The organism is Nocardioides epinepheli (assembly GCF_037936805.1).
Lineage (GTDB): Bacteria > Actinomycetota > Actinomycetes > Propionibacteriales > Nocardioidaceae > Nocardioides.
This window is the reverse complement of sequence record NZ_JBBMMC010000011.1, coordinates 1-24,647: the sequence shown is the minus strand read 5'-3', so window position 1 is coordinate 24,647 and position 24,647 is coordinate 1. Positions and strand designations below refer to the sequence as shown.

Genomic DNA, 24,647 nt, shown 5'->3' with positions numbered 1-24,647 from the left:
GCAGCGCCCGGTCGGTCAGAAGGTCCGCGACCAGACGTTGACGGCGTAGTCGACCTCGAGACCGTCGTGGTGGCGCAGGATGCTGCGCGCGACGTCGCGCGGGAACTCGATCGCGACCACCGCCTCCAGGTCGGCACGCGAGTCGAAGCGCCACCCCATGTCGACCGGGGTGCGGGTCCAGCCCTGCGTCGTCCAGAAGCGCTCGATCTCACGCGGCGAGGGCAGGTGCGGGTAGCCGCGCCGGAACCATGTCCCGAACTGGGAGCGCGATCCGTCGTTGTCGATGATCGTCGCTACTCCACCGGGTCGGACCACCCGATCGAGCTCGGCCAGGCCGGGTTCGCAGCCGGGGCCGAAGAAGTAGGCCCAGCGCACGTGGACGACGTCGATGCTGGCCGGCGGTAGTGGGATCGCCTGTGCGGTGCCGGGCAGCACCGTCACGTTGTCGAGCCGCGCGGTGCGTCGCCGGGCGAGCGCGACGAGGTCGGGATGCGGCTCGACACCGATCACCCGGGCCGCCGCCGGCGCGCCGCGGGTGTCCGTCGCGAAGAGCGGGAGGTGGAAGCCGGTGCCGCAGCCGAGGTCGAGCACGGTGCGGCCCGCCCAGGGCGCCAGTCGCTCCAGCGTGGACCACAAGGTGCCGTCGGGGTCGACGGCGCGGTTCTCGATCTCGTAGGTCTCGGTGTGCCGCCAGATGTTGGGGCTCGGCACCGCGCCGTCGAGAGCGCCGTGGCGCCGGAGCCGGTTCAGGACCGCCTCAGATGCGGACCAGGCCGACCGGGGTCTGCACCTGGACGGCCAGGATGCCGGGGACCCCGTGCGGCGCCACCCACTCGACCTTGACGTCCTCCAACGGCGCCTCGACGGTCTCGCCGAGCCACTCGCTGACGCGCTGCGGATCGCCGGCGATCTCCAAGCAGGCAAGGTAGTAGCCCTCGTCCGCGCCCTCGGAGGGGTGCATCTCGGCGGGGCTGTCCCACTGCACGAAGAACGGAAGCTGGGGGTCGGCGAGCAGGCCGTTGACACCGATCTGCTTCCACAGCAGCTCGGTGCCGTCGGGGCGGTGGCGGTTGCCGGAGACGGCGGCGCGGCCCAACCGCTCCTCGACGATCGTGATGTCCTCGACCGAGACCACCCAGCCCAGCCAACCGCCGCCGAGCGCCGAGCGCGCCTTGACGGCCTGGCCGAACGGGGCCTTGTCGGATGCCGGATGGTCGAGCGCCTCGACGACCTCGAGGTAGGTGTGCGCGCCCATCGGCAGGATCATGTTGCGCGTCCCGAAGCGTGGGTGAATCCCGCCGTCACCGAACTCGCATCCCAGCAGTTCCCCGATGCGGGCCGCGGTCGCGGCCAGCCCGTCAGGTCCAGCGGCGTACGACAGGTGGTCCAGGCGCATGTGAGCCATTGTGAGTAGGTGCCCGTTCGGGTGAGACGCCGGGGTGCTGATCTCTTGACGTCGAGACGTCACCCCTGCCGGTGAGGGGAGGGGTGCGACGCGGGGTGGAGGGCCAGGGCCGAGCGCGAGCGCAGGTGCGCCTCGCAGTGCCGGACCAGTTCGGCGTAGGCGGCCGCACCCATCAGCGCCACGAGCTCGGGCTCGTGGGTCACGTACACCGGCTCGACCGCGACATGGGCCTCGGTGTTCCCCGAGCAGTACCAGTCGAGGTCGTGTCCGCCGGGACCCCAGCCCCGTCGGTCGTACTCGCCGATGGAGACCTCGGTGTAGGTCGTTCCGTCCTGCAGCTCGACGTCGCGGAAGGTGCGCCGGATCGGCAGCTGCCAGCACACGTCGGGCTTGGTCTCGAGCGGGTTGCGGCCCTGCTCGAGGGCCAGGCCGTGCAGGGCGCAGCCGGCGCCGGAGTGGAAGTCGGCGCGGTTGTGGAACACGCAGGCCGGCTGGTCGTCGACGATGATCGCGAGGGTCTTGCGCTCGCCGTCGTCGTCGGTGTCGATCCAGTCCTCCTCGCGGACCTCGCGCCCGGGATGGAACTGCCACTGCTCGGGTGTCAGCTGGGCGACGAACCCGGTGACCCGCTCCTCGTCCTCGCCGTCGGCGAAGTGCGCGCCGAGGGTGCAGCACCCGGTGTCGGGCGCGTCGGCGTAGATCCCCTGGCAGCCCTGGCCGAAGATGCAGGTGAAGCTGCTGGTGAGCCAGGTGAGGTCGCAGCGAAGCACCTCGGTGTCGTCGTCAGGATTCGGGAACTCCACGAAGGCGCGCGGAAACACCAGGTCGACCTCAGGCACAGCGGAGAGCCTACGGGGCGGCGGGAGCCTCGTCGTCGGGATCATCGCCGCGGCGCTCGTCCTGGGTGCGACGCCGCCGGATCTCGCCGCGGGCCAGCGCATAGGCGATCACCACGGGCCACACGAACTTCGACTTCTCCACCAGCCACCAGAACCATCCGGGCAACGACCAGTCGGGCCAGGGGATCGACGGCAGGCTCGGCCACGGGATGCTCGGCAGGTCCCAGTCGGGCCACGGGATCGAGGGCAGGTTCAGGTCCGGCCACGGCAGGCTCACCGCGACCCGCACGGCGACCAGGCCGAGCAGGAGTGGCAGCAGCACGCCCAGGATCGCGGTCGCGGTGCGCTGGAGCGCGTAGCGGCGGGGGTGCTCACGGATCCGCTCCTCGAACCGCGCGACCGGCGAGCCGGCCTCCGGGATCAGGTCGGTGCCGCCGAGGCCGAGTCCTGCCTGGTCGGCCTCGTCGGCCGGGTACCAGGTGGCGCGCCGGGGTCTGCCGAGCGGGGTGAAGCGGAAGGCCATGACTCCGTCCCGGTCCCGGTCCCCGTCGCCCTCGCCGTCGGCGGCGGGCCGCACCTCGAACTTGTCCTCGGCCGTGCGGCGTTCGGCGACCAGGACGTCGTCGGCCCACCAACGCACGTGGTTGCGCCAGCCGCTGGTGTCGGCCTCGACCCGGTGCCGGACTCCGCCGGCCACCAGGTGCCACCGCTGGATCGCCATGCGTCGACGCTAGGAGGGATCGGCGTGTGCCGCATCGAGCGTCGGTAGGGAGGTGCTCCTACTTTGGTCGTGTCGCTGGCTCGGCCATCGGTCTGTCGGGGCGCCCGCGCCCCCGGTGTCGTGGAGCCTGACACCCTGCGGAGTAGCGTTGTCGCATGCGCTTGGGCGTCCTCGACATCGGTTCCAACACCGGACACCTCCTCGTCGTCGACGCACACGGCGGAGCCGCGCCACTGCCGGCGTACTCCTACAAGGAGCCGCTGCGGCTCGCCGAGCACCTCGACGACTCCGGCGCCGTGACCCGCACCGGCATCGACGCGCTGGCCGCCTTCACCGCCGAGGCCGTGGTGGTCGCGGAGGAGAAGGGCTGCGAGGACATGCTGTCCTTCGCGACCTCCGCGGTGCGCGAGGCCGTGAATGGCGACGACGTGCTCGCCGTCGTGCGTGACCGCACCGGCGTCGACATCTCGGTGCTGCCGGGCGAGGACGAGGCCCGGCTGACGTTCCTGGCGGTGCGACGGTGGTTCGGCTGGTCGGCGGGACGGCTCGCCGTCTTCGACATCGGCGGCGGCTCGCTCGAGATCGCCTCGGGTGCCGACGAGTGGCCCGACATCGCGTGGTCCCTGCCGCTGGGTGCCGCGCGGCTGGCCCGCTCCCACTTCAGCCACGCGCCCGACGAGGCCGGGTTGAAGGAGATCCGCCGGGGCATCCGGACCTCGATCGCCCGCGACGCCGGGAACCTGCTGCGTGCCGGATCGCCGCACCGGGCCGCGGCGACGTCGAAGACCTTCCGCTCGCTGGCCCGGATCTGCGGGGCCGCTCCCTCCGCGGAGGGCACGCTGGTGCCGCGCGCGCTGGCCCTGACCGACCTGCGGCAGTGGATCCCGAAGCTCACCGACATGAGCCCGGAGGAGCTCGCCGGGCTTCCCGGCGTCTCGCCCAGCCGCACCCACCAGATCGTCCCGGGGGCGCTGGTCGCGGAGGCCTGCATGGACATCTTCGACCTGCCCGAGCTCGAGATCTGCCCGTGGGCGCTGCGCGAGGGAATCATCTTGGAGCGGCTCGACCAATTCATGATCGAGCCCGGAGCCTGAGCCAGGTGACCCGGATCGGACTGTCGTCGTCCTCGGTGTACCCCGAGTCGACGGCGCACGCCTTCACCTATGCGGCATCCCTGGGCTACGACGCCGTCGAGGTGATGGTCGGCATCGACGCCCTGAGCCAGCAGACCTCGGCGATCAAGCAGCTCAGTGAGCACCACGGGGTGCCGGTGTGCGCGGTGCACGCACCGTGCCTGCTGTTCACCCAGCGGGTCTGGGGCACCGAGCCGTGGGGCAAGCTCGAACGCTCGGCCGCGATGGCCTCCGAGGTCGGCGCCGAGGTGGTCGTGGTGCATCCGCCGTTCCGCTGGCAACGCGACTACGCGCTCGGATTCGTCGAGGGCATCGCCGCGCTGGAGAACTCCACCGGCATCCGCTTCGCCGTCGAGAACATGTATCCCTGGCGGGCCACCAAGAAGCGTGGCGCCGAGATGTACCTCCCCGGCTGGGACCCTTCGGCGGAGCCCTACGCCAATGCGACGATCGACCTCTCCCACGCCGCCATCGCCCAGTCCGACGTCGTCGAGATGGCCGAGCGGCTCGGCGACCGGCTGCGGCACGTCCATCTCACCGACGGCACCGGCTCGGCCAAGGACGAGCACCTGGTGCCCGGACGGGGCGAGATGGGCGCGGCGCGTTTCCTCGAGCACATCGCCGGCTCCGGCTTCGACGGCGACATCGTCGTGGAGATCAACACCCGCAAGTGCGGCAGCCGCGAGGAGCGGGAGGCCGACCTGCGCGAGTCGCTGGAGTTCGCTCGAGCGCACTTCGCCGTGCCGGCCGGCGGGGACTGAGCGGTGGGCCGCGGGCGCCGTCCCGGCTCGCCCGACACCCGCGCGACGATCCTGCACGCGGCCCGGGCGCGTTTCGCCGAGCACGGCTACGCGGGGACGTCGGTGCGCCGGGTGGCCGCGGACGCCGGCGTCGACTCGGCGCTGGTGCACCACTACTTCGGTTCCAAGGACGACCTGTTCCTCGCCGCTCTCGACGTCGCCGTCGACCCGCGGACGGTCGTGGCGCCGCTGGCCGAGGGCGACCCCGGGGACGTGGGAGCGCGGCTGGTGCGCACCTTCGTCTCGGTGTGGGACGAAGAGACGACCCGGACGCCCCTGCTGGCGCTGGTGCGCGGCGCGATCGACCCCGCCGGCGCCCGGCTGGTGCGCGACGCCTTCGGCCGGATGGTCCTCGGCCCGCTCGTGGAGGCGCTGGGCGTCGACCAGCCCGAACGCCGGCTGCCACTGGTGGCCAGCCAGCTGGTCGGGCTGGTGATGGTCCGCTACGTCCTCGAGCTCGAGCCGCTCGCCTCGGCGTCCGCCGAGGAGCTGGTGGCCAGTCTCGGCCCGACGGTGCAGCGCTACCTGCTCGACCCCTTGCCCTGAGGGCTCGGAAGGCGCATTATTCATCATGTGATGAATAGTGCGCCGATCGAGATCCGCGGGCTCACCGTCGACCGCGGACGTCGTCGCGTGCTCGCCGACCTCGACCTCGACGTCGAACCCGGAGTCACCGGACTCCTCGGCCCGTCGGGCTGCGGCAAGTCGACCCTGCTCCGCGCCGTCGTGGGCGTCCAGCGGATCGCCGGCGGGTCGGTGCGCGTCCTCGGTCACCAGGCCGGCAGCGCGGCGCTGCGAGACCGGATCGGATACGTCACCCAGGCGGCCAGCGTCTACGACGACCTCACCGTCGCGGAGAACCTGCGCTTCTTCGCCCGGGTCCTGGGAGCCGCCCCGGCGGAGGTCGATCGTGTCGTCGACGCCGTCGACCTCGGCGCCCACGCCGACCAGGTGGTCGGGCGCCTCTCCGGCGGGCAGCGCTCGAGAGCCAGCCTCGCCGTCGCCCTGCTCGGCAGCCCGGACCTGCTCGTCCTCGACGAGCCGACCGTCGGCCTCGATCCGGTCCTGCGCCGAGACCTGTGGGCGCTGTTCCACCGCGTGGCCGACGCGGGCGCGACCGTGCTGGTCTCGAGCCACGTGATGGACGAGGCGGAACGATGCGACCGGCTGCTGCTCATGCGCGACGGCGCGATCCTCGCCCACGAGACACCCGAGAGCGTCAAGGCGCGTACCGGGACCGAGGACGTCGAGGCCGCGTTCCTCGCCCTGGTCGAGTCCGGCGCTGGGCCGGGAGACCCGCGATGAGCGCCCGGGTCACCTGGGCGATCGCCGTCCGCGTGCTCACCCAGCTGCGACGGGACCATCGCACCCTGGCCATGCTGCTGGTGCTGCCCTGTCTGCTCATCACCTTGCTGTGGTGGATGTATCGCGACGTCGACGCCGCCACGTTCGACCGCCTCGGCCCGAGCCTGCTGGCCCTCTTCCCGATGGTGGTGATGTTCCTCGTCACCAGCGTCACCACCCTGCGCGAACGGACCAGCGGCACTTTGGAGCGACTGCTCGCGATGCCGACCGGGAAGCTCGACTTCCTGCTCGGCTACGCGGTGGCCTTCGGTCTGGTGGCCACGGTCCAGTCGCTGCTCGCAGTCGGGATCAGTGTCTGGGCGCTCGGCCTCGAGATCGTCGGACCCGGGTGGCTGATGGTGATCGTGGCCATCGCCGACGCCATCTTGGGCACCGCGCTCGGACTGTTCGTCAGCGCCTTCGCTCGTACCGAGTTCCAGGCGGTGCAGTTCCTGCCGCTGGTGATCATCCCGCAGCTGCTGCTGTGCGGGCTGTTCCTGCCGCGCGACCGGATGCCCGCCGTCCTGGAGACCGTCAGCGACCTGCTCCCGCTCTCCTACGCCGTCGACGCCATGCAGCGGCTGGCCACGACCGACCGGACCGGCGAGGTCTGGACCGACGTCGCGGTGGTGGCCGGGTTCGCGCTCGCGTGCCTGGCGCTGGGCGCGGTGACCTTGCGGCGTCGTACGGCGTGACTCGCGATCAGGGCGCCGGCACCAGTCCGGTCTCGTAGGCGATCACCACCAGCTGGGCGCGGTCGCGCGCGGCCAGCTTGAGGAACAGCCGGGACACATGCGTCTTGGCCGTGAGCGGGGAGAGCACGAGCTGCTCGGCAATCTCGTGGTTCGAGAGTCCACGGCCCACGAGGCCGAGCACCTCGCGCTCGCGTGGCGTGAGAGCCGCCAGTCGTGACTCGTCGGCGGCGTCGGGAGCTGTGAGCGGTGCTTCCGATGCGTCGGGGGCCCGCGACTCGGAGGCGACGAAGGCCTCGATGAGCCGGCGCGTCACCTGCGGCGCGAGCAGCGCCTGGCCCTCGTGGACCAGGCGTACGGCGTCGATGAGCGCGTCGGGCTCGATGTCCTTGAGCAGGAAGCCGGACGCCCCCGCGCGAAGGGCGCCGAAGACGTACTCGTCGAGCTCGAACGTCGTGAGCACGACCACCCGGGTGTCTGCCAGCCTCGGGTCGGCGGTGATCTGCGCGGTAGCGGCGAGGCCGTCGACGCGCGGCATCCGGATGTCCATGAGCACGACGTCGGGGACGAGTGCGGCGGCCAGGTCGATCGCCTCGCCACCGTGCACCGCCTCACCGACCACCTCGAGGTCGTCCTCGGAGTCCAGGAGGGCCCGGAAGCCCGCGCGCACCAGCGTCTGATCGTCGACCAGCAGGATCCGGATCATGCGGAGTCGACCTCCTCGCCGGCTCGTGCGGACGCGACCGGCAGGCGGGCCGAGACCAGCCAGCCGCCGTGAGGCCGGGGCCCGGCGTCGAGCGAGCCGCCGATCGCGGTGGCGCGTTCGCGCATCCCGCGCAGGCCGTGCCCGGCCCCGCTGCCCACCAGCGCCGCCGGGGTCGCGATGCCGTCGTCCTCGACCTCGATGAGGACGCCGTCGTCGGACCTGGCGACCCGGACCCGTGCCGAGGTGGGGCCGGCGTGGCGCATCACGTTGGTGAGTGCCTCCTGCACGATGCGATACCCGGTCGCCCCGACCGACGCGGGCAGGGTAGCGATCGCGGGGTCGATCCGGACCTCGAGGTCGACTCCCGCGGAGCCGAGGCCGTCGCGCAGGTCGTCGATCTCCGCCAGGCCCTGCACCGGACGCACGGGGGCGGCGCCGTCGTCGGTCCCCGGCTCGTCGCCGGCGCGGAGCACGCCGAGCATCGAGCGCAGATCGGTGAGCGCCTCGCCGCTGACCCGCTTGATGTCGCGCAGCGTCGCGCGGGCCTGCGCGGGATCACGGTCGAGCAGGTGGGCACCGACCCCGGCCTGCACGTTGATCGCCACCATCGCGTGGGCGACGACGTCGTGGACGTCGCGCGCGATGCGCAGCCGCTCCTCGCCGACGCGGCGCAGGGCCTCCTCCTCCCGCGTGCGCTCGGCCGACTCGGCCCGGTCCAGCAGGGCCGCGAGGTGGGCGCGGCGCTCGTGGGCGGCGACCCCGAGAGTCAACGGCAGTGCCACCAGGCCGAGGTTCTTGGCGGTGTCCCAGCCGAGCACAGGATGGACGCTGTAGGTGAGGATCAGCACGACGACCACGGGTGCGACGAGGAGGCCGGCCCAGATCGCCGCCCGGCGTCCCAGTCGCACGGCGAGCGCGTAGCCGCAGATCACCGAGGGGATCGGGATCGTCTCGTAGATGCCGGAGGTGCTGGTGATCCCGAACAGCGCGAGCACCGCGCAGGCCATCGCCGGCACGGGATGGTCGCGGCGGAAGAGCACCGGTGCGCACGCGACGAGGATGGCGAGGATTCCCAGGACCGACGGCTCGGACTTGTGGCTGCGCGCGAGCTCGACGAGCATCGCGGCCGCGCACCCGACGAAGATCGCGACGTCGGCGACGCGAGCGGGGAGGACGCGTGGGCACAGCACGACCCGAACCTAGCCGTCGCGCGCGGCGGCGGCGTCCGCCCAGGGGAGTACATGCGGACGCCGGGACCCCGCGGTCGGAGTCCCGGCGTCCTGTGGGGGGTGGGGGGTCAGTGGTTTGCGGCCGGCTCGCCCGGCACGGGCTGCGGCCCGGGCGCGTCGGGCTCGGACTCGGTGAATCCGATCCGGTCGTGCAGACGGCGCAATGGCATCGGCGCCCACCAGTTCCACTTGCCCAGCAGGCCCATCAGCGACGGCACCAGCAGGCTGCGAACCACGAAGGCATCGACGAGGACGCCGACCGCGGTGGCGATCCCGATCTGCTGGATGAACGAGATCGAGCTGGTGCTGAAGGCGCCGATGGCGACGGCGAGCAGGATCGCGGCGGCGGTGACCACGCTGCCCGTGCGGCCCAGGCCGACGGCCACCGCCTCGCGTTCGGGCAGGCCCGAGTCACGAGCCTCCTTGATCCGGCCGAGCAGGAAGACGCCGTAGTCGGTGGAGAGCGCGAACACGACGGCCGCGGCGACCAGGAAGTCGGTGGGCTCGATCCCGCCGTTCGGCGTGTACCCGAGCAGGCCGGTGAGCCGACCGTCCTGATACACGAAGGTGAGTGCGCCCAGCGCGACCCCCACGGTGAGAACGTTCATCACGACCGCCTTGACCGGCAGCACGACCGACCCGGTCATGAGCCAGAGGACCAGCATCGTGAGCAGGATCATCAGTCCGATCGCGAGCGGAAGGCCGTCCCCGATGGCGGCCTGCTGGTCGACGAACTCGGCCGCCGCTCCACCCACGAGGACGTCGATGCCCTGGTCGTCGGCGACCTGCCGCACCTCGGTGACGACCTGCTGGGCGCTCTCGCCGGACGGGTCGCCGGAGACGCTGAGGTCGAGCTGCCACATGCCGGGACCGACCTCCACCGGCGCGGCCGGAGCGGTCACACCCGGGAGCTGTGATGCGGCGTCGGCGAAGCGCTCGGCGCGTCCGGCGTCGTCGGTCTCGATCGCCGCCAGCACCGGGGTCGTGCCGGTGCCGCCGTAGTCTGCCTCGATCGCGTCGGCCACGACGCGCGAGCTGAGGTCGGTGGGCACCACGCTGCTGTCGACCGGCGTCCAGGCGACCCGGAGGGCCGGTGCGGCGAGCGCCAGCATCACCACGGCGGTGACCGCCGCGATCGCACCCGGACGGCGCATCACCGCGTGCGAGAGTCGGTACCAGCGGCCTTCCGCCTCGTCGTCACGACGGCGCTTGCGCGCGAGCTTGGCGCCCCACAGCCCGAAGATCGCCGGCGAGACGACCAGCGCGGCGACCGCCGCGACGACCGCGACCACGGCGCCGGCGATGCCCATCGACTTCAAGAAGCCCATCGGGAAGACCGTCAAGGTGATGAGCGCTACCGCGACCGTCGCCGCCGAGAAGGCGACGGTGCGACCGGCGGTGCGCATCGTGGTGAGCACCGCTCCCACTGTCGCGCCCTGCCGGTCGAGCTCCTCGCGGTACCGGCTGACGAGGAACAGGGTGTAGTCGATCGCAAGCCCCAGACCGAGCCCGATCACCAGGTTCAACGCGAAGACGCTCAACCCGTAGACCTGGTTGATGCCGCTGAGCGCCAAGAACGTCCCGAGCACGGTGGTCACGCCCACGACCATCGGGAGGACCGCGGCCCGGCCGCCGAAGAACAGCAGCGACAGCAGCAGCAGGATCGGGAACGCGAGCATCTCGGCTCGGCCCAGGTCCTCGCCGACCCGCTCGCCGATCTGAGGGCCGATCACCGCCGAGCCGCCCACGGTGACCGAGGAGTTGTCGGCGAACGTGTCGATGGCCTCCTGGGCGACGTCCTCGGGATCGGCGTCCGCGCTGACCACGGCCGCGACCAGGGCCGAGCTGCCGTCCTGGGCTACGCCTGCCTGGGTCGCGGTGGCGACGCCGTCGAGTCCGGCGAGGGTGTCGGTGACGGCGTCCACCTCGGCCTGGTCGCCGGGGCCGGCCGGGGTGCGGACCAGCGCGATGATCCCCGCCGTCGGACTGTGGCCGGCGGCGTCGGTCAGCTCGTCGTGGGCGCGCACCGAGTCGGCGCTGTCGGGGACGAAGCCGCCGTCGGAGTCCAGCGCGCCGGCGACCGGCCCGCCGAGGGCGCCGGCCACGAGGACGAAGAGGAAGACCGCCAGCAGTGCGCGGCGGGGCCGCGCCTGGATGGTCCGCACGATGCGGGAGCCGAGGGCTGTCGTCGTCCCGGGCTGTGTGGAGGACGGAGAGGTGCCCGGGTCCGAGATCTGGGTGGTCGTCATGCTCCGACCCTGTCGGTCCCCCCGGGGCCCCCGCGTCGTGCTGCGGGTGTGGATCTGTCTCTGTCGAGGAGCAGAGATACATCCGGCGGTGTAGCCCGCGTGGTTGCGATGACGAGGTCGGCATAGCCTGACGCCATGCCACTGCTCCGTCAGCCGATCCTGCTGCTCGCCCGCAGCTCGGGGGTCAAGAAGGTCGTCAGCACGCTGCCCGTGACCTCCGGGATCGTGACCAGCTATGTGCCCGGAGAGACGACCGCGGCGGCGGTCGAGGCGACTGCCGGTCTGGTCGACGACGGACTCCACGCCACGCTCGACTTCCTCGGCGAGGACACCGTCGAGCAGGCCCAGGCCGACGCCACGGTCGCGGCGTACGTGGAGCTGCTCCGCGAGCTCGGCAGAAGAGGACTCGCGCGCAACGCCGAGGTCTCGGTGAAGCTCTCCGCGATCGGCCAGGCGCTGCCCGGCGTCGGTGACAAGGTGGCGCTGGAGAACGCCCGGATCATCTGCCGGGCCGCGCGCAACGCAGGCACGACCGTGACCCTCGACATGGAGGATCACACCACCACCGACCGGACCCTCGCCGTCCTGCGTGACCTGCGCAAGGACTTCCCCGAGACCGGTGCGGTGCTACAGGCCTACCTGCACCGCACCGAGGCAGACTGCCGCGCGCTCGCCTACGAGGGCTCCCGGGTGCGGCTGTGCAAGGGCGCCTACAACGAGCCCGAGGACGTCGCGTTCCAGGACGACATCGACGTCGACCGCTCCTACGTGCGCTGCCTCAAGGTGCTCCTCGCGGGCGACGGCTACCCGATGATCGCCACCCACGACCCACGGATGATCGCCATCGCCGCCTCGTTGGCCAGCCGCTTCGGCCGGGCGCGCGGCACCTACGAGTACCAGATGCTCTACGGCATCCGGCCCGAGGAGCAGCGCCGGCTGGCCGCCGCCGGCGAGACCGTCCGGGTCTACGTCCCCTACGGCCACGAGTGGTACGGCTACCTCATGCGCCGCCTGGCCGAACGCCCCCAGAACCTCACCTTCTTCCTGCGGTCGCTGGTCTCGAAGAAGTAGCTAGGTCCGCCCTCGCGTTCGTGGCCGGCGGGGGCGGGATTTCCCCGGTCGACCGGGGAAATATGAACTGGGCGGCCGATATCCCGGTCGACAAGTTCATGGATGGGCCGCCCAGTCGGCCCGCGGTCGCGGTGCGCCGGCTCGGCCTCCGGCCGGGGATCGGGCCTCGCGCGGGTAGGTTGCGCTCATGAGTACCGCGATCATCGGGGCCGGCGTGATGGGGGAGACCCTGCTGTCGGGGCTCGTGCGAGCCGGACGCCGGGTCGACCAACTGCTGGTGGGGGAGAAGCGTCCCGAGCGGGCGCGCGAGCTCGAGGAGCGCTACGGCGTCGCCGTCGTCTCGAACCTCGACGCCGCGGCCCGGGCCGAGACCGTCGCGCTGGTCGTCAAGCCACAGGACATGGGTGACGTCCTGGAGGAGATCGCTCCGTCCCTGCGTCCGGGGCAGCTGCTGGTGTCGCTGGCGGCCGGCATCACGACCGCGTTCATCGAGGCCCGCGTGCCCGACGGCGTCGCCGTCGTCCGGGTCATGCCGAACACGCCGGCGCTGGTCGACGAGGGCATGGCCGCGCTCTCCCGGGGCTCGCACTGCTCGGAGGAGCAGCTGGTCGAGGCCGAGTCGCTGCTCGCCTCGGTCGGCAGGGTGGTGCGGATCCCGGAGCGTCAGCAGGACGCCGTCACCGCCATCTCCGGGTCCGGTCCGGCCTACATCTTCTTCGTCGTGGAGTCGATGATCGAGGCCGGCGTCCACCTCGGCCTGCCGCGCTCGACCGCCAGCGAGCTGGTGATCCAGACGCTGGTCGGCTCGGCGAAGATGCTGCGCGAGACCGGTACCCACCCGGCGGTGCTGCGCGAGCAGGTCACCTCACCCGGCGGCACCACCGCCTCGGCGCTGCGCGAGCTCGAGATCCACAAGGTGCGCGCGGCGTTCCTGGCCGCCATGGAGGCGGCTCGCAATCGCTCGCGCCAGCTCGCCGAGGGCGAGTGATGCCTCTCGTTGCCCGGGCTCACAGCCCGATCGCCGCGGTCGCCGCGGCCAGCACCGGCTCGGTCACCTCGCGGGCGCGGGCGCTGCCCCGCTCGTAGACGTCGGTGACATGGGTGCGGTCGGCGACGAGGTCGGCGTAGCGCTTGCGTACCGGGTCCAGCTCGGCGACGACCGCGTCGGTCACCGCTCGCTTCAGGGCGCCGTAGGTGGTCAGCCCCTCGGCCGACCCGCCGCACGCCGCGAGGATCTCGAGCAGGTTGGTGACGCCCGGCTTGGCCTCGCGGTCGGCGCGGACGGCGTCCGGGCCGGTGTCGCTGTCGGTGACTGCCCGCGAGATCGCGCGCCGGATGGTGTCGGGGTCGTCGAGGATCCCGATGCTCCCGGCGGCCCGCGACTTGCTCATCTTGGTGGTCGGGTCAGTCAGGTCCATCACGCGCGCGCCGACCGGCGGCGTGGTTGCTTCGGGCACGGTGAACACCGGCCCATAGGCCTGGTTGAAGCGCTGTGCGAGGTCACGCGTCAGCTCGACGTGCTGGCGCTGATCCTCGCCGACCGGGACCTGCTCCGGGCGGTACAGCAGGATGTCGGCGGCCATGAGCACGGGATAGGTGAACAACGACGTGCGCACCGATCGCGAGTCGCGTGCCTTGGTCTTGAACTGGATCATCCGCCCCAGCTCGCCGGTGGTGGCGACGCACTCGAGCAGGTAGGACAGCTGGCTGTGCGCCGGCACCCTGCTCTGCACGAACAGGGTGCTGTCCTCCAGGCCGACGGCCAGCAGGATCGCGGCCTGCTCGGCGGTGGCGGCGCGCAGCGCGGCCGGGTCGTGGGCGACGGTGAGCGCGTGCAGGTCGGAGATGCCGTAGAAGCAGTCGGCCTGGCGCTGCTGGGCGACCATCGGGCGGAGCGCGCCGAGGTAGTTGCCGAGCGAGAGCCGGCCGCTGGGCGTGAGCAGCGAGAGACGACGGGTCGAGTGCGGTACGGACATGGATGCTCCTGTGATCGAGGTGGATGGACCCCTCGGAGCGGTCGTCTCGCGGAAGACAGATGCAGAACGGCCGCCCGAGGGCGGCCGCTTCTGGGTGTGCGTCAGAGGGTGGTCCGCCGGTTCAGGCGGGCCACCACTGGGCGCTCGGGAACGAGCAGGTCTTCAGCACGCTCCCGATCATGTCACGCCAGGTCAAGGCAGTCGCGCCGAGACCACCTCGTCGAGCACGCCGAGGGGGAGCGAGCCGGAGTCGAGGACGGCGGAGTGGAACGCCTTGACGTCGAAGTCGTCGCCCTGCCGGGACTCGGCCTCCTCGCGGATCCGCTCGATCTCGACCCGGCCGACCATGTAGGAGCAGGCCTGCCCGGGGCTGACGATGTAGCGGTCGATCTCGGGGCGCACCATGGCGTCGGCGAGCGGGGAGTTGTCGACCATGTACTGCACGGCCTGCTCGCGGGTCCAGCCGAGCGCATGGATCCCGGTGTCGACCACCAGGCGGCACGCGCGCATCGAGTCGGCGGCGTACATGCCCATCCGGTCGACGGCGGAGCTGTAGAGCCCCATCTCGTCGGCGAGGCGCTCGGTGTACAGGCCCCACCCTTCGGCGTAGGCGGAGTTGTGGATGTGCTTGCGGAACTCCGGGACGTCGTCGAGCTCGCTGGCGATCGCGAGCTGCAGGTGGTGGCCGGGGATGCCCTCGTGGAAGGCCATCGACTCCAGCTCGAAGGTGCCCCACGACGCCGGGTTGTCGACGTTGATGAAGAACGTGCCGCCGCGACTGCCGTCGGCGGCGGGCGGGAAGTAGAACGCCTTGGCGCCGGTGGTCGTGCCCTCGACGACGCACGGCGCCTGCGGCAGCACCTCGAACCAGTCGGGCATGGCGTCCCAGGCGCGGGCCATCGCCACCTCGGAGGCCTCGACGAGCTGCTCGCCCTTCTCGAAGTGCAGCTTGGGGTCGGTGCGCATCGCCTCGAAGATCTGCTGGAGGTCGTCGGTGCCGACGGCCTCGGGACCGAGCGCGCGGTACTCCTCGGCGAGCTTGGCCACCTGGGCGAGACCGAGATCGTGGATCTCCTGGGCGGTCTTGTCGGTGGTCGTGTAGTAGCGCAGCAGGGCCGCGTAGGTGTCCTCGCCGTCGGGCAGGTGGACCAGCCCGCACTGCTCGTCGGGCCGCGCGACCGGGAGGACCTCGTCGCGCAGGACGTCGCGGTAGCGCGCCATCGCCGGTCGCAGGTCGTCCTCGATCGCCGCAGCCACCCGGGCCCGCCAGGCTTCGGCATCGACGCCGGACGGCGGCGCCGGCACCTTGGCGAGCACGGCGTCCTCGGCCGGTGTGGTGGCGAGCGCCTCGTCGATCTGGGCGACGGTGTCGGCCACGGCGAATCGGGCCGGCGTACGGCCCGAGGCGACCCCCTCCCGCAGTCGCTCGGAGAGCTGGTCGTAGCCGCGGGCGACGGCGCGCAGCTTGTCGACCATCGCCTCGGCGACCGTGGCATCGGGCATCGCCAGCATGCCCGCGATGATCGGGATCTCGACCTGGATGCCGAAGATCGGGTCGGCCCCGAACTCCGCCAGGCGCGTCTGGAGGCGGTCGGCGGTCGTGACCGCGGTCGAGATCAGCACCGAACGGGTGATCTGCTCCTGCGGGTCGAGGTCTGCAGGGTCGATCGCCTCCGCCGCCGCGGCGAACGCGCGCAGCCGGTCGATCTGGCTGTCCTCGGCGGCGCGGCTCTGGTCCTCGAAGTCGGCGGCGTAGCGGTAGTCGCCGAGCAGGTGCGCCTCGGTCGGGGAGGTCTCGAGATAGAAGTCCCAGAAGTCCTGGGTGAGCTGCTGGAGGTCGGCGTTCGTCATGGGAGCGACCCTACGACTCGTGGTGAGCGCTTCGCTCGGCCGCCGATCTGCGAGGTCACGGCGGGTAGTCGCCCCCGCCGTTGATGGGGGAGAAGATCACCAGCCACCAGATCCAGCCGACCTGTCCGACGATCCCGGCGACCACCCAGAACGTCGTGCGCAGGCCCAGCAACCGGGGTCGTTCGCGGGCGCCCCCGACCAGGAGGATCGCGAGGGGGAACAGCGGGATGAGGTAGCGGAAGATGCTGGTGTGTCCGTCGACGACGGCCACCAGGTAGAGCGAGTAGGCTACCGACCACACCCGTAGGCGCAGGTCGATCCCGCCGGCGACCTGGGGCACCAGCATCAGCAGCGAGAGCGCCACCGGCACCACGATCCCGAGCGCCGGCAGCACGAAGATCGACTCGTGGGTCTGCCAGGCCCAGGTGATCGTCCGCTTCCACGGCTCGAAGACGTTGATCGAGGCCTCGCCGCGCCACGCCGTCATCGTCGTGGGGTAGGCGTCGCGACGCCCGGTCCCCAGGGCGGCGATCGTCGTCCAGGCGATGCCGGAGATGCCGGTGGCCACGAACGCCCCGGCCATGCCGATCAGCTCATCGGTCCGCAGCGGACGCGCGGCCCGCACCCGCCAGCGCATCCAGAGCGCGACGGCCACCACCACGATGAGCGGCAGGGCGATCGGCCGGGTCAGCCCGAGCAGCAGGGCCCCGGCGGCGACGCCCCACCATTGCTCGCGCACCAGGCACAGCAGCACGATCACCAGGAGCAGCATCGAGAACGACTCGGTGTAGGCCATCTGGAGCACCGGCGCCACGGGGCAGGCGGCCCACACCGCCACCGTCGCAAGGGCGACCAGCTCGGCTCGGGAGCCACGCGCGGGCACCGCCTCGACCACGAGCCGCGCCATCACGACCGCGGCGCCGAGCCCGGCCAGCAGCGCCAGCAGGGGCGCGAGCGTCGCGAAGTCGCCCCCGGTCAGCGCCGAGACGAAGCGGATCGTGTAGGGGTAGAGCGGGTAGAACGCCCACGGGTTCTGCTGGACCCGCCCGTCGGGACCGACCGGCAGGGTGTCGGGGTAGCCGCCCTCGAAGATCCGCTGGTACCACTGCGCGTCCCACGACAGCGCGAGATCGATGTGGTCCTCACTCGGCCCGGTGACGCCCGGACGCCAGACCTGCTGCTCGGCGGCCTGCTCGAGCAGCAGCCAGCTGATCAGGCGCAGTCCGAGGAAGATCACGGCTGCCCGCAGCCACAGCGGAGCGGTTCCGGGGTGCTTCAGCCATTGCGACGACGGACGGCGAGCGACCTCGCTCGTCTCGGCAGTGGGAGGCACGCCCAGAGTCTGACAGGGCGCACTATCGTGCCCAGATGCCTCCTTGCTCGGGCCCGGCCGTCGTCGTCTTCGATCCTTCGCTGACCGCCTACGACTTCGGGCCGAGTCATCCGATGTCGCCGGTGCGGGTCGATCTTGCCATCGACCTGGCCGACCGGCTCGGCGTGATCGGTCCGCGGTTGCCGGCGGTGCCGGCGCCGACCGCGAGCGATGCGCAGATCCAGACGGTGCACGACGAGCAGTTCGTCGAGGCGGTCAAGGCCCTCGGAGCCGATCCCGACGCTCTCGACGAGGACGCCGCCGCAGCGGTCGGGCTCGGCACCGACGACGACCCGATCTTCCCCGGCATGCACGAGGCCTCCGCGCACATCGTCGGGGCCACGATCGAGGCCTGCCGACGGGTGTGGAGCGGCGAGGCGGCGCACGCGGCCAACATCACCGGCGGCCTGCACCATGCGATGCCGGATCGCGCCAGCGGCTTCTGCATCTACAACGACGTCGCCGTCGGCATCCGCTGGCTGCTCGACCACGGCGCCGAGCGGGTGGCCTACGTCGATGTCGATGCCCACCATGGCGACGGCGTCGAGAAGGTGTTCTGGGACGACCCGAGAGTGCTCACGATCTCCCTGCACGAGTCGGGGCAGTTCCTCTTCCCCGGTACCGGCGCCTCGGACTCCGTCGGCGGACCGGACGCGCTCGGGTCCGCCGTCAACGTGCCGCTACCTCCCGGCACCAGCGATGCCGGCTGGCTGCGCGCCTTCCATGCCGTCGTCCCGCCGCTGCTTCGCGACTTCGCGCCCGACGTGCTGGTCACCCAGCACGGCTGCGACTCCCACCGTCTCGATCCGCTCGCCGACCTCGAGCTCACCGTAGACGGGCAGCGTGCGGCCTACGAGGCCCTCCACGACCTGGCCCACGAGACGGCGGGCGGACGCTGGGTGGCCACCGGGGGTGGCGGCTATGCCATCGCGGAGGTGGTCCCGCGGGCGTGGGCGCACCTGCTCGGGATCGCGGCCGGCTCGCCGATCGATCCGGAGACCCCCACGCCCGAGGAGTGGCGGGCTCGCGTGGAGGAGCGGCTGGGCGCCACCGCGCCCCGGCTGATGACCGACGGCAATAGCCCCACGTGGCGGGACTGGGCCGACGGCTACGACCCGGACTCCTGGCTGGACCGGGTGATCAATGCCACCAGATCCGCGGCCTTCCCGTACCACGGGCTCGACCCGTTACCCTGAGGGACACGCCAGAAACTCACAAGTTTCTATGCGTAACGTCTTCCCCACGAGTCACAGTAGCCCTATTGTCTGCTCAGTCGTGCTCGTGTCATCACCGGTGGGGAAGCCGGTGGCGAGCACTTAGAAAGCTGGTGCCAGGTGTCGAACTCGTCCGGGGGGCTCTCCGACCCGAAGTTCCTGACCATCGCCGAGGTCGCGTCGCTGATGCGCGTCTCCAAGATGACCGTCTATCGACTCGTCCACGGTGGTGAGCTCCCCGCGGTGCGGGTGGGCCGCTCGTTCCGGGTGTCCGAGGAGGACGTCGACGAGTATCTGCGCAAGAGCTTCTACAACGCCGGCTGAGCGGACCGATTCAGCCTCACCGTGAGGTGACCGTTACTCTGGACGTCCCACCCGGGTCTCCGGGTGGGCTCGTTTCAGAAGAGGGTTTATTCGTGGGTTCTGTCATCAAGAAGCGGCGCAAGCGCATGGCCAAGAAGAAGCACCGCAAGCTTCTGAAGAAGACGCGCGTCCAGCGTCGCAAGCTCGGCAAGTAGTCCGGCCACGGGCTGAGTTCGGCTCATGGCCGGCGGCGACAAGGTCGTCCTCGTCACCGGGGTCTCGCGCGACCTCGGGCGACGCTGTGCCCGAGCGCTCGCCGAGCATCCCTCGGTGGGCCGGGTCATCGGCGTCGACGCCGTGCCGCCGCGCGGTGACATCGGACGCGTCTCGTTCGTCCGTGCCGACATCCGCAACCCGATCATCGCGAAGGTCATCGCGAAGGAGGACGTCGACACCGTCGTCCACATGAGCGTGATCGCGACCCCCGGCAGCGCCGGCGGTCGCAACACGATGAAGGAGCTCAACGTCATCGGCACCATGCAGCTGCTCGCTGCGTGCCAGAAGGCGCCGAGCGTGCGCGACGTCGTGGTGAAGTCCACGACCACGGTCTACGGCGCGAGCAACCGCGACCCGGCGATGTTCACCGAGGACATGGAGCCGCGGCGTGCCCCGCGCGCCGGCTACGCCAAGGACGTCGCCGAGATCGAGGGCTACGTGCGCGGCTTCGCCCGCCGCCGCAGCGACGTCCGGGTCACGATGCTGCGCTGCGCCAATGTCATCGGCCCCCACGTCGACAGCCCGCTCACCTCCTACTTCCGGCTGCCGGTCATCCCCACCGTCGCCGGCTTCGACGCCCGGATGCAGTTCCTGCACGAGGACGACCTGCAAGGCGTCCTCGAGCACTGCGTGAGCACCGCGATCCCGGGCACCTTCAACGTCGCAGGGGACGGCGTGCTGATGCTCAGCCAGGCGCTGCGCCGGCTCCAGCGCCCCACCGTTCCGATGCCCGCCTTCGCGGTAGGCGGGGTCGGTTCGCTGCTCCGGTCGGCTCGCGTCGCGGAGTTCTCGCCCGAGCAGAAGGCGTTACTCACCTACGGCCGCGGCGTCGACACCAGTGCGATGCGCGAGGTCCTGGGCTTCGAGCCGCGCTTCACCACCGCGGAGGCGTTCGCCGACTTCGCGGCCGACCTCCCGCCCACCGGTGGCCGCTCCGAGCGGGCGCTGACCGCGCTCATCGACCGGATCCCCGCCGGGGGACCCAGAGGGGGCGGACATGGCTGACGCCGAGATCATCCCGATCGGCACCCGCGGCCGCCCGGGGCGCGGCGCCGGGAAGCAGCCCTCGTCGGCAGCCCGTGACCTCGCGCCGAAGCCTGCCGGGACGCGCAAGTCCACCAAGAAGCAGGCCGGGAGCACCCGAGCCACCGCCCCGGCCGAGCCGATCGAGCCGGGAGTGGCGCGGCCGGGCGAGCCCGCCGAGACGGTCGAGGCGGTCGAGGCGGCCGAGGCGGTCGATACGGCCGAGGCGGTCGAGGCGGAAAGGGACGAATCCGTCGAGGTGGACGAGGCGGTCGAGACCGCCGAGCCGCCGTCGGGGTCGGGCACGACCGCTCGCGAGCGTCATCCGCTGCGCGGCATCCCCGCCTCCGCATGGCTCTCGGCGTTCCAGCAGGCCGCCGCCGAGGTCTTCGGTGAGCAGTGGGAGCCCCGCCTGGCCCAGTTCCTGGCGTTCCTGCGTCGTCGGATCACCGGCGACTACGTCGTCGACGAGTACGGCTTCGACGCCGAGATCACCGAGCGCTTCTTGATGGCGGCACTGCGACCCATCGCCCAGCAGTGGTTCCGCATCGAGGTGCGCGGCGTCGAGAACATCCCGCTCGACGGCGGCGCCCTGGTGGTCTCCAACCACTCCGGCACCATCCCGGTCGACGGCCTGATGACCATGGTCAGCATCCACGACACCACGGGCCGGTTCCTGCGGCCGCTCGGCGCCGACCTGGTGTTCAAGCTGCCGTTCGTCTCCTCGATGGCGCGCTCCACCGGCGCTACCTTGGCCTGCAACGAGGACGCCGAGCGGATGCTGGCCGGCGGGGAGCTCGTCGGCGTGTGGCCAGAGGGCTTCAAGGGCATCGGCAAGAACTACTCCGAGCGCTACAAGCTCCAGCGCTTCGGCCGCGGCGGCTTCGTGTCGGCAGCGATGCGTACCGGCGTCCCGATCGTCCCCCTCGCGGTGGTCGGTGCCGAGGAGATCTACCCGCTGGTCGGCAACATCCCCGCCCTGGCCCGGCTCCTCGGCGTCCCGTACATCCCGATCACCCCCTTCTTCCCGCTGCTCGGTCCGCTCGGTCTGATCCCGCTACCCTCCAAGTGGCTCCTGGAGTTCGGCGAGCCGATCCGCACCGACGAGTACGACCGCACCGCCGCAGAGGACCCGATGCTCGTCTTCGACGTCACCGACCAGGTCCGCGAGACCATCCAGCAGACCCTCTACTCGCTGCTCATGCAGCGGACCTCGGTGTTCCGCTAGCCGCTGCCGGACGTCGGGCAGGACCGGGCGGCGCGCCCCCGGCGGGGTCTCGGTCAGCGCGCGACGCAGTGCCGGCGTCGTCCGCAGGCGGCGGGGGATCGTAGGGCCGGCGACGTCGGGGCGCGCGGGGCTGACCGGGCGGACTGGGCGGCCCAAACCTGAACCTGGGGGCCGGGATCCCGGCCTCCAAGTTCAGATTTCCCCGGTCGACCGGGGAAATCCCGCCCCCGCAGGCCCTCAGGCCTCGTGACGGTGGCGTCCACGCAACGCGACACCTGCGGCGACCGAGCCGGTGACGGCGCCGGCCGCCGCAGCGGTGAGCAGGCCGGCGCGGGCGGCCTTGCGGCCGGTGCGGTAGTCGCGGATCTGCCAGCCCTCCTGGCGAGCGTGGGCACGGAGCTTGGCGTCGGGGTTGATCGCGACCGGACGCCCCACCAGGCCGAGCATCGGGAGGTCGTTGGAGGAGTCGGAGTAGGCCGAGCAGCGGGCCAGGTCGAGCCCCTCACGGGCGGCGAGGGCGTTGATCGCCTCCGCCTTGGCGGGTCCGTGCAGCATGTCGCCGACCAGCTGGCCGGTGTAGACGCCGTCGGTGTGCTCGGCGACGGTGCCCATCGCGCCGGTGAGGCCGAGGCGGCGGGCGATGATCCGGGCGATCTCGACCGGCGCCGCGGTGACCAGCCAGACCCGCTGACCCTGGTCGAGGTGCATCTGGGCGAGCGCGCGGGTGCCCGGCCAGATCCGGTGCGCCATCGCCTCGTCGAAGATCTCCTCGCTCATCTCCTCCAGTTCGGTGACGGTATGGCCGGCGATGAAGCTGAGCGCCGAGCTGCGGGTCTCGGCGATGTGGTCGGGATCCTCGACGCCGACGACGCGGAAGTAGGCCTGCTTCCACGCGGCACTGAGCAGGTCCCTGGTGGTGAAGAACTTGCGGCGATGCATGCCCCGCGCGAGGTGGAAGATGCTTGCGCCCTGCATGATCGTGTTGTCGACGTCGAAGAAGGCCGCCGCGGTGGGATCGATCGGATGGTCCAAGGCGGTCTCGACCTCGGTCGACGCGGCCGCCGCCTCGCCCGCGAGCGTCGAGCGCTGACGTAGGTTCAGCGGACGTCGCGTCTTGTCCGAGGGAGCCATGGCTCAACTCTAGGACCCGCCTACACTGCCTCGCATGCCTTCCGCTCCTCGTGCCACGAACGCCCCTGCGGGCCCGGCGGAGCTGGTCGCGCTCGCAGGCGTCGACAATCCCGACATGCTGGCGCTCGTCGAGGCCGGCGGCCGCAGTCTCACCTGGGCCGCGCTCGACGACGAGGTGAGCCGGGTGGCCACCGGGCTCGCCGATGCCGGCGTGCTGGCCGGCTACCGGGTCGTCCTCCTGGCCGGGAACCGGATCGAGTTCGTCACCGCCTACCTCGGCATCCTGCGGGCCCAGGCGGTCGCGGTGCCGCTCAATCCGAGTGGCAGCGCCCGCGAGACCGCGCGCGTGATCGCCGACTGCGGGGCCCGGGCGGTGATCGCCGACGCCAACACCGTCCACCTCGTCCGAGCCGCACTCGCCATGCTCGACGACGTCGCCGCCGGTGTGCCGACGCCGTTGGACGGGGACCTCCCCGCCGAGGCGCGGGAGCGTACGGTCCGCCCCCGCGTGTTCGTCACCGACCCCTCCGGGTCCGACCCGCTCGAGGACGAGGAGCGCTCCTACGACGACCTGCGCACCGCGGCGGCGAGGCCGGTCCCGCCGGTGCAGGACCCCGAGCGCCTCGCTGCCCTGCTCTACACCAGCGGGACCAGTGGCCTGCCGCGCGGCGTGATGCTCACCCACCGGGCGCTGAGCGCCAACATCGAGCAGGTCGCCGCCGTCGACCCGCCGATGATCCACGGCGACGACGTCGTGCTCGGGCTCGTGCCGCTCTTCCACGTCTACGGGCTCAACGCCGTGCTGGGCGCCGTGCTGCGCCGCCGCGCCAAGCTCGTGCTCGCCGAGCGGTTCGACCCGCAGGGCACCCTCGACCTCATCGACGACGAGGCGTGCAGCGTCGTGCCGGTGGCGCCGCCCGTCTTCGCGCACTGGAAGGACGTCGACCTCGAGGGCCGGCTCGGCCCGGTCCGGCTGATGCTGTCCGGCTCGGCGCCGATCGCGCCGGAGGTCATCGAGGAGTTCACCGAGCGCACCGGGATCGCGGTCCACCAGGGCTACGGGCTCACCGAGGCGGCTCCGGTCGTCACGAGCACGCTGGTCTCGACGCCGCCCCCGCCGCCCGGATCCGTCGGGGTGGCGCTCGCGGGCATCGAGCTGCAGCTGGTCGACGACGACGGCCGCCTGGTCGAGGACGACGACACCGGCGAGATCAGGCTGCGCGGCGACAACCTCTTCAGCGGCTACTGGCCAGACGGCGCCGACGGCCCCGACGAGGACGGCTGGTGGTCCACCGGCGACGTCGGCTTCGTCGACCCCGCCGGCGACGTGTTCCTCGTCGACCGGGTCCGCGAGCTCATCATCGTCTCCGGCTTCAACGTCTACCCGATCGAGGTCGAGCGGGTCATCGCCGACGTCGAGGGAGTCGTCGACGTCGCCGTGATCGGGGCGCCCGACGAGGTGACGGGGGAGGCCGTCGTGGCCTACGTGGTCGCCGACCTCGCCGACGACGCCGCCCGGCTGGCACTCACCGACGCCGTCCGCGAGGCGTGCGAGACCGGCCTGGCCCGGTTCAAGGTGCCCAGCCGGATCGAGGTCGTCGACGAGCTCCCCTACGGCGTCACCGGCAAGGTGCAGAAGGGCCGGCTGCGCGGCGTCGAGCGACGCCGGGCCGCCGGGCTGCTCGAGTGATGGCCGCACGGGTCACCCTCTACTCACGCCCCGACTGCCACCTGTGCGAGGTCGCCGAGGAGATCGTCGCCGCCGTCTGCGCCGAGCTTGGTGAGAGCTACGAGGTCGTGCTGATCGACGACGACCCCGAGCTCCAGCGACGGTTCACCGACGAGGTCCCGGTGACCTTCGTCGACGGCCGGCAGCACGACTTCTGGCGCGTCGACGCCGACCGGCTGCGCGCCGCCCTCCGCGGCGGTTGAGCGCCGACGAAACCTCGCAACCGATCTCGGTAGCGTTGGCAAGGAGGGTTGCCGGGGTTTCGTCGGCGCTCGCTGGCTGTTGTGGGTAGGGAGGTTGGTGACAGCTCGGCGTGGCGGGGTGGGTAGAGGGCCTTTCCGCGTGTTCGGTGTGT

General features: G+C 71.7%; 25 protein-coding genes. 14 read left to right on the top strand and 11 right to left on the bottom strand.

The features are described from left to right. Positions 1-15: 15 nt before the first annotated feature. The 4 genes from WMR31_RS15320 to WMR31_RS15305 form a co-directional block, all read right to left on the bottom strand. Entirely contained in the window at positions 16-711 is a 696-nt protein-coding gene (locus WMR31_RS15320) for a class I SAM-dependent methyltransferase (RefSeq protein ID WP_340539729.1), read from the bottom strand. Positions 712-757: 46 nt separating this feature from the next. Further along, a complete protein-coding gene (locus WMR31_RS15315; RefSeq protein WP_340539728.1) occupies positions 758-1,396 on the bottom strand; it encodes a VOC family protein in 639 nt (212 codons plus the stop codon). 68 nt (positions 1,397-1,464) lie between these two features. After that, positions 1,465-2,244, bottom strand: coding sequence for a DUF3109 family protein (locus tag WMR31_RS15310; RefSeq protein WP_340539727.1), 780 nt, complete (start codon positions 2,242-2,244; stop codon positions 1,465-1,467). Between the two features lie 10 nt (positions 2,245-2,254). After that, the gene (locus tag WMR31_RS15305) at positions 2,255-2,965 is read right to left on the bottom strand and encodes a hypothetical protein (protein WP_340539726.1); all 711 of its coding nucleotides are present in this window, start codon (positions 2,963-2,965) and stop codon (positions 2,255-2,257) included. 155 nt (positions 2,966-3,120) lie between these two features. On the opposite strand from WMR31_RS15305, the gene WMR31_RS15300 reads away from it, so the two are divergent. Genes WMR31_RS15300 through WMR31_RS15280 form a run of 5 tightly spaced genes read left to right on the top strand, consistent with a single transcriptional unit; the run spans position 3,121 to position 6,937 of the window. Next, positions 3,121-4,059: a Ppx/GppA family phosphatase gene (locus WMR31_RS15300; RefSeq protein ID WP_340539725.1), complete on the top strand. Its 939-nt coding sequence runs from the start codon at positions 3,121-3,123 to the stop codon at positions 4,057-4,059. A 5-nt stretch (positions 4,060-4,064) separates the two neighbouring features. Next, the gene (locus tag WMR31_RS15295; RefSeq protein WP_340539724.1) at positions 4,065-4,859 is read left to right on the top strand and encodes a sugar phosphate isomerase/epimerase family protein; all 795 of its coding nucleotides are present in this window, start codon (positions 4,065-4,067) and stop codon (positions 4,857-4,859) included. A 3-nt stretch (positions 4,860-4,862) separates the two neighbouring features. Then, positions 4,863-5,444 (top strand): TetR/AcrR family transcriptional regulator, encoded by a 582-nt coding sequence (locus tag WMR31_RS15290; RefSeq protein WP_340539723.1) that lies wholly within the window; start codon positions 4,863-4,865, stop codon positions 5,442-5,444. Positions 5,445-5,474: 30 nt separating this feature from the next. Next, positions 5,475-6,203 (top strand): ABC transporter ATP-binding protein, encoded by a 729-nt coding sequence (locus WMR31_RS15285; RefSeq protein WP_340539722.1) that lies wholly within the window; start codon positions 5,475-5,477, stop codon positions 6,201-6,203. Then, positions 6,200-6,937 carry an ABC transporter permease gene (locus tag WMR31_RS15280; protein ID WP_340539721.1) on the top strand — a complete coding sequence of 246 codons (738 nt, stop codon included), beginning with the start codon at positions 6,200-6,202 and terminating at the stop codon, positions 6,935-6,937. The genes WMR31_RS15285 and WMR31_RS15280 overlap by 4 nt, the downstream gene beginning before the upstream one ends. A gap of 7 nt (positions 6,938-6,944) precedes the next feature. Here the strand turns inward: WMR31_RS15280 and WMR31_RS15275 are convergent, their stop codons facing one another. The 3 genes from WMR31_RS15275 to WMR31_RS15265 form a co-directional block, all read right to left on the bottom strand. Beyond that, complete coding sequence (locus tag WMR31_RS15275; protein WP_340539720.1) at positions 6,945-7,640, bottom strand: response regulator; 696 nt, start codon at positions 7,638-7,640, stop codon at positions 6,945-6,947. Then, positions 7,637-8,830 (bottom strand): sensor histidine kinase, encoded by a 1,194-nt coding sequence (locus WMR31_RS15270; RefSeq protein ID WP_340539719.1) that lies wholly within the window; start codon positions 8,828-8,830, stop codon positions 7,637-7,639. The genes WMR31_RS15275 and WMR31_RS15270 overlap by 4 nt, the downstream gene beginning before the upstream one ends. A gap of 107 nt (positions 8,831-8,937) precedes the next feature. Further along, positions 8,938-11,118 (bottom strand): MMPL family transporter, encoded by a 2,181-nt coding sequence (locus tag WMR31_RS15265; protein WP_340539718.1) that lies wholly within the window; start codon positions 11,116-11,118, stop codon positions 8,938-8,940. 135 nt (positions 11,119-11,253) lie between these two features. Between WMR31_RS15265 and WMR31_RS15260 the strand changes: the two genes are divergently transcribed. Both WMR31_RS15260 and proC read left to right on the top strand, forming a co-directional pair. Then, positions 11,254-12,189, top strand: coding sequence for a proline dehydrogenase family protein (locus tag WMR31_RS15260; RefSeq protein WP_445321636.1), 936 nt, complete (start codon positions 11,254-11,256; stop codon positions 12,187-12,189). Between the two features lie 187 nt (positions 12,190-12,376). Then, complete coding sequence (proC, locus tag WMR31_RS15255) at positions 12,377-13,177, top strand: pyrroline-5-carboxylate reductase (protein WP_340539717.1); 801 nt, start codon at positions 12,377-12,379, stop codon at positions 13,175-13,177. 19 nt (positions 13,178-13,196) lie between these two features. Here the strand turns inward: proC and trpS are convergent, their stop codons facing one another. The 3 genes from trpS to WMR31_RS15240 all read right to left on the bottom strand — a co-directional run bounded on the left by trpS (position 13,197) and on the right by WMR31_RS15240 (position 17,349). Then, positions 13,197-14,165: a tryptophan--tRNA ligase gene (gene trpS / locus WMR31_RS15250; RefSeq protein WP_340539716.1), complete on the bottom strand. Its 969-nt coding sequence runs from the start codon at positions 14,163-14,165 to the stop codon at positions 13,197-13,199. Positions 14,166-14,357: 192 nt separating this feature from the next. Next, complete coding sequence (locus tag WMR31_RS15245) at positions 14,358-16,016, bottom strand: DUF885 domain-containing protein (RefSeq protein ID WP_340539715.1); 1,659 nt, start codon at positions 16,014-16,016, stop codon at positions 14,358-14,360. A gap of 55 nt (positions 16,017-16,071) precedes the next feature. Then, positions 16,072-17,349: a hypothetical protein gene (locus WMR31_RS15240; protein ID WP_340539714.1), complete on the bottom strand. Its 1,278-nt coding sequence runs from the start codon at positions 17,347-17,349 to the stop codon at positions 16,072-16,074. A 35-nt stretch (positions 17,350-17,384) separates the two neighbouring features. On the opposite strand from WMR31_RS15240, the gene WMR31_RS15235 reads away from it, so the two are divergent. The 5 genes from WMR31_RS15235 to WMR31_RS15215 all read left to right on the top strand — a co-directional run bounded on the left by WMR31_RS15235 (position 17,385) and on the right by WMR31_RS15215 (position 21,432). Next, on the top strand, positions 17,385-18,584 hold the full coding sequence (locus tag WMR31_RS15235; protein ID WP_340539713.1) for an acetoin utilization protein AcuC: 1,200 nt from the start codon (positions 17,385-17,387) through the stop codon (positions 18,582-18,584). Between the two features lie 138 nt (positions 18,585-18,722). Next, positions 18,723-18,926, top strand: a complete 204-nt coding sequence (locus tag WMR31_RS15230; protein ID WP_340539712.1) for a helix-turn-helix domain-containing protein — start codon at positions 18,723-18,725, stop codon at positions 18,924-18,926. Between the two features lie 92 nt (positions 18,927-19,018). After that, positions 19,019-19,120, top strand: coding sequence for a 30S ribosomal protein bS22 (locus WMR31_RS15225; RefSeq protein WP_008356322.1), 102 nt, complete (start codon positions 19,019-19,021; stop codon positions 19,118-19,120). Positions 19,121-19,145: 25 nt separating this feature from the next. After that, positions 19,146-20,186 carry an NAD-dependent epimerase/dehydratase family protein gene (locus WMR31_RS15220; protein WP_340539711.1) on the top strand — a complete coding sequence of 347 codons (1,041 nt, stop codon included), beginning with the start codon at positions 19,146-19,148 and terminating at the stop codon, positions 20,184-20,186. Then, entirely contained in the window at positions 20,179-21,432 is a 1,254-nt protein-coding gene (locus WMR31_RS15215) for a lysophospholipid acyltransferase family protein (RefSeq protein WP_340539710.1), read from the top strand. The genes WMR31_RS15220 and WMR31_RS15215 overlap by 8 nt, the downstream gene beginning before the upstream one ends. 237 nt (positions 21,433-21,669) lie before the next feature. Here WMR31_RS15215 and WMR31_RS15210 read toward each other — a convergent pair whose 3' ends face one another. Beyond that, positions 21,670-22,563, bottom strand: a complete 894-nt coding sequence (locus WMR31_RS15210; RefSeq protein ID WP_340539709.1) for an HAD family hydrolase — start codon at positions 22,561-22,563, stop codon at positions 21,670-21,672. A 34-nt stretch (positions 22,564-22,597) separates the two neighbouring features. On the opposite strand from WMR31_RS15210, the gene WMR31_RS15205 reads away from it, so the two are divergent. Both WMR31_RS15205 and WMR31_RS15200 read left to right on the top strand, forming a co-directional pair. Further along, positions 22,598-24,253 carry a class I adenylate-forming enzyme family protein gene (locus WMR31_RS15205; protein ID WP_340539708.1) on the top strand — a complete coding sequence of 552 codons (1,656 nt, stop codon included), beginning with the start codon at positions 22,598-22,600 and terminating at the stop codon, positions 24,251-24,253. Continuing rightward, the gene (locus WMR31_RS15200) at positions 24,253-24,495 is read left to right on the top strand and encodes a glutaredoxin family protein (protein ID WP_340539707.1); all 243 of its coding nucleotides are present in this window, start codon (positions 24,253-24,255) and stop codon (positions 24,493-24,495) included. The genes WMR31_RS15205 and WMR31_RS15200 overlap by 1 nt, the downstream gene beginning before the upstream one ends. Positions 24,496-24,647: the final 152 nt, after the last annotated feature.

Excerpts from the sequence above, each read along its gene's own strand:
- WMR31_RS15315 (WP_340539728.1), bottom strand. The coding sequence starts at position 1,396 with ATGCGCCTGGACCACCTGTCGTACGCCGCTGGACCTGACGGGCTGGCC.
- WMR31_RS15305 (WP_340539726.1), bottom strand. The coding sequence starts at position 2,965 with ATGGCGATCCAGCGGTGGCACCTGGTGGCCGGCGGAGTCCGGCACCGG.
- WMR31_RS15300 (WP_340539725.1), top strand. The coding sequence starts at position 3,121 with ATGCGCTTGGGCGTCCTCGACATCGGTTCCAACACCGGACACCTCCTC.
- WMR31_RS15285 (WP_340539722.1), top strand. The coding sequence starts at position 5,475 with ATGAATAGTGCGCCGATCGAGATCCGCGGGCTCACCGTCGACCGCGGA.
- WMR31_RS15280 (WP_340539721.1), top strand. The coding sequence starts at position 6,200 with ATGAGCGCCCGGGTCACCTGGGCGATCGCCGTCCGCGTGCTCACCCAG.
- WMR31_RS15275 (WP_340539720.1), bottom strand. The coding sequence starts at position 7,640 with ATGATCCGGATCCTGCTGGTCGACGATCAGACGCTGGTGCGCGCGGGC.
- WMR31_RS15265 (WP_340539718.1), bottom strand. The coding sequence starts at position 11,118 with ATGACGACCACCCAGATCTCGGACCCGGGCACCTCTCCGTCCTCCACA.
- WMR31_RS15260 (WP_445321636.1), top strand. The coding sequence starts at position 11,254 with ATGCCACTGCTCCGTCAGCCGATCCTGCTGCTCGCCCGCAGCTCGGGG.
- proC (WP_340539717.1), top strand. The coding sequence starts at position 12,377 with ATGAGTACCGCGATCATCGGGGCCGGCGTGATGGGGGAGACCCTGCTG.
- trpS (WP_340539716.1), bottom strand. The coding sequence starts at position 14,165 with ATGTCCGTACCGCACTCGACCCGTCGTCTCTCGCTGCTCACGCCCAGC.
- WMR31_RS15245 (WP_340539715.1), bottom strand. The coding sequence starts at position 16,016 with ATGACGAACGCCGACCTCCAGCAGCTCACCCAGGACTTCTGGGACTTC.
- WMR31_RS15235 (WP_340539713.1), top strand. The coding sequence starts at position 17,385 with ATGCCTCCTTGCTCGGGCCCGGCCGTCGTCGTCTTCGATCCTTCGCTG.
- WMR31_RS15220 (WP_340539711.1), top strand. The coding sequence starts at position 19,146 with ATGGCCGGCGGCGACAAGGTCGTCCTCGTCACCGGGGTCTCGCGCGAC.
- WMR31_RS15215 (WP_340539710.1), top strand. The coding sequence starts at position 20,179 with ATGGCTGACGCCGAGATCATCCCGATCGGCACCCGCGGCCGCCCGGGG.
- WMR31_RS15210 (WP_340539709.1), bottom strand. The coding sequence starts at position 22,563 with ATGGCTCCCTCGGACAAGACGCGACGTCCGCTGAACCTACGTCAGCGC.
- WMR31_RS15205 (WP_340539708.1), top strand. The coding sequence starts at position 22,598 with ATGCCTTCCGCTCCTCGTGCCACGAACGCCCCTGCGGGCCCGGCGGAG.
- WMR31_RS15200 (WP_340539707.1), top strand. The coding sequence starts at position 24,253 with ATGGCCGCACGGGTCACCCTCTACTCACGCCCCGACTGCCACCTGTGC.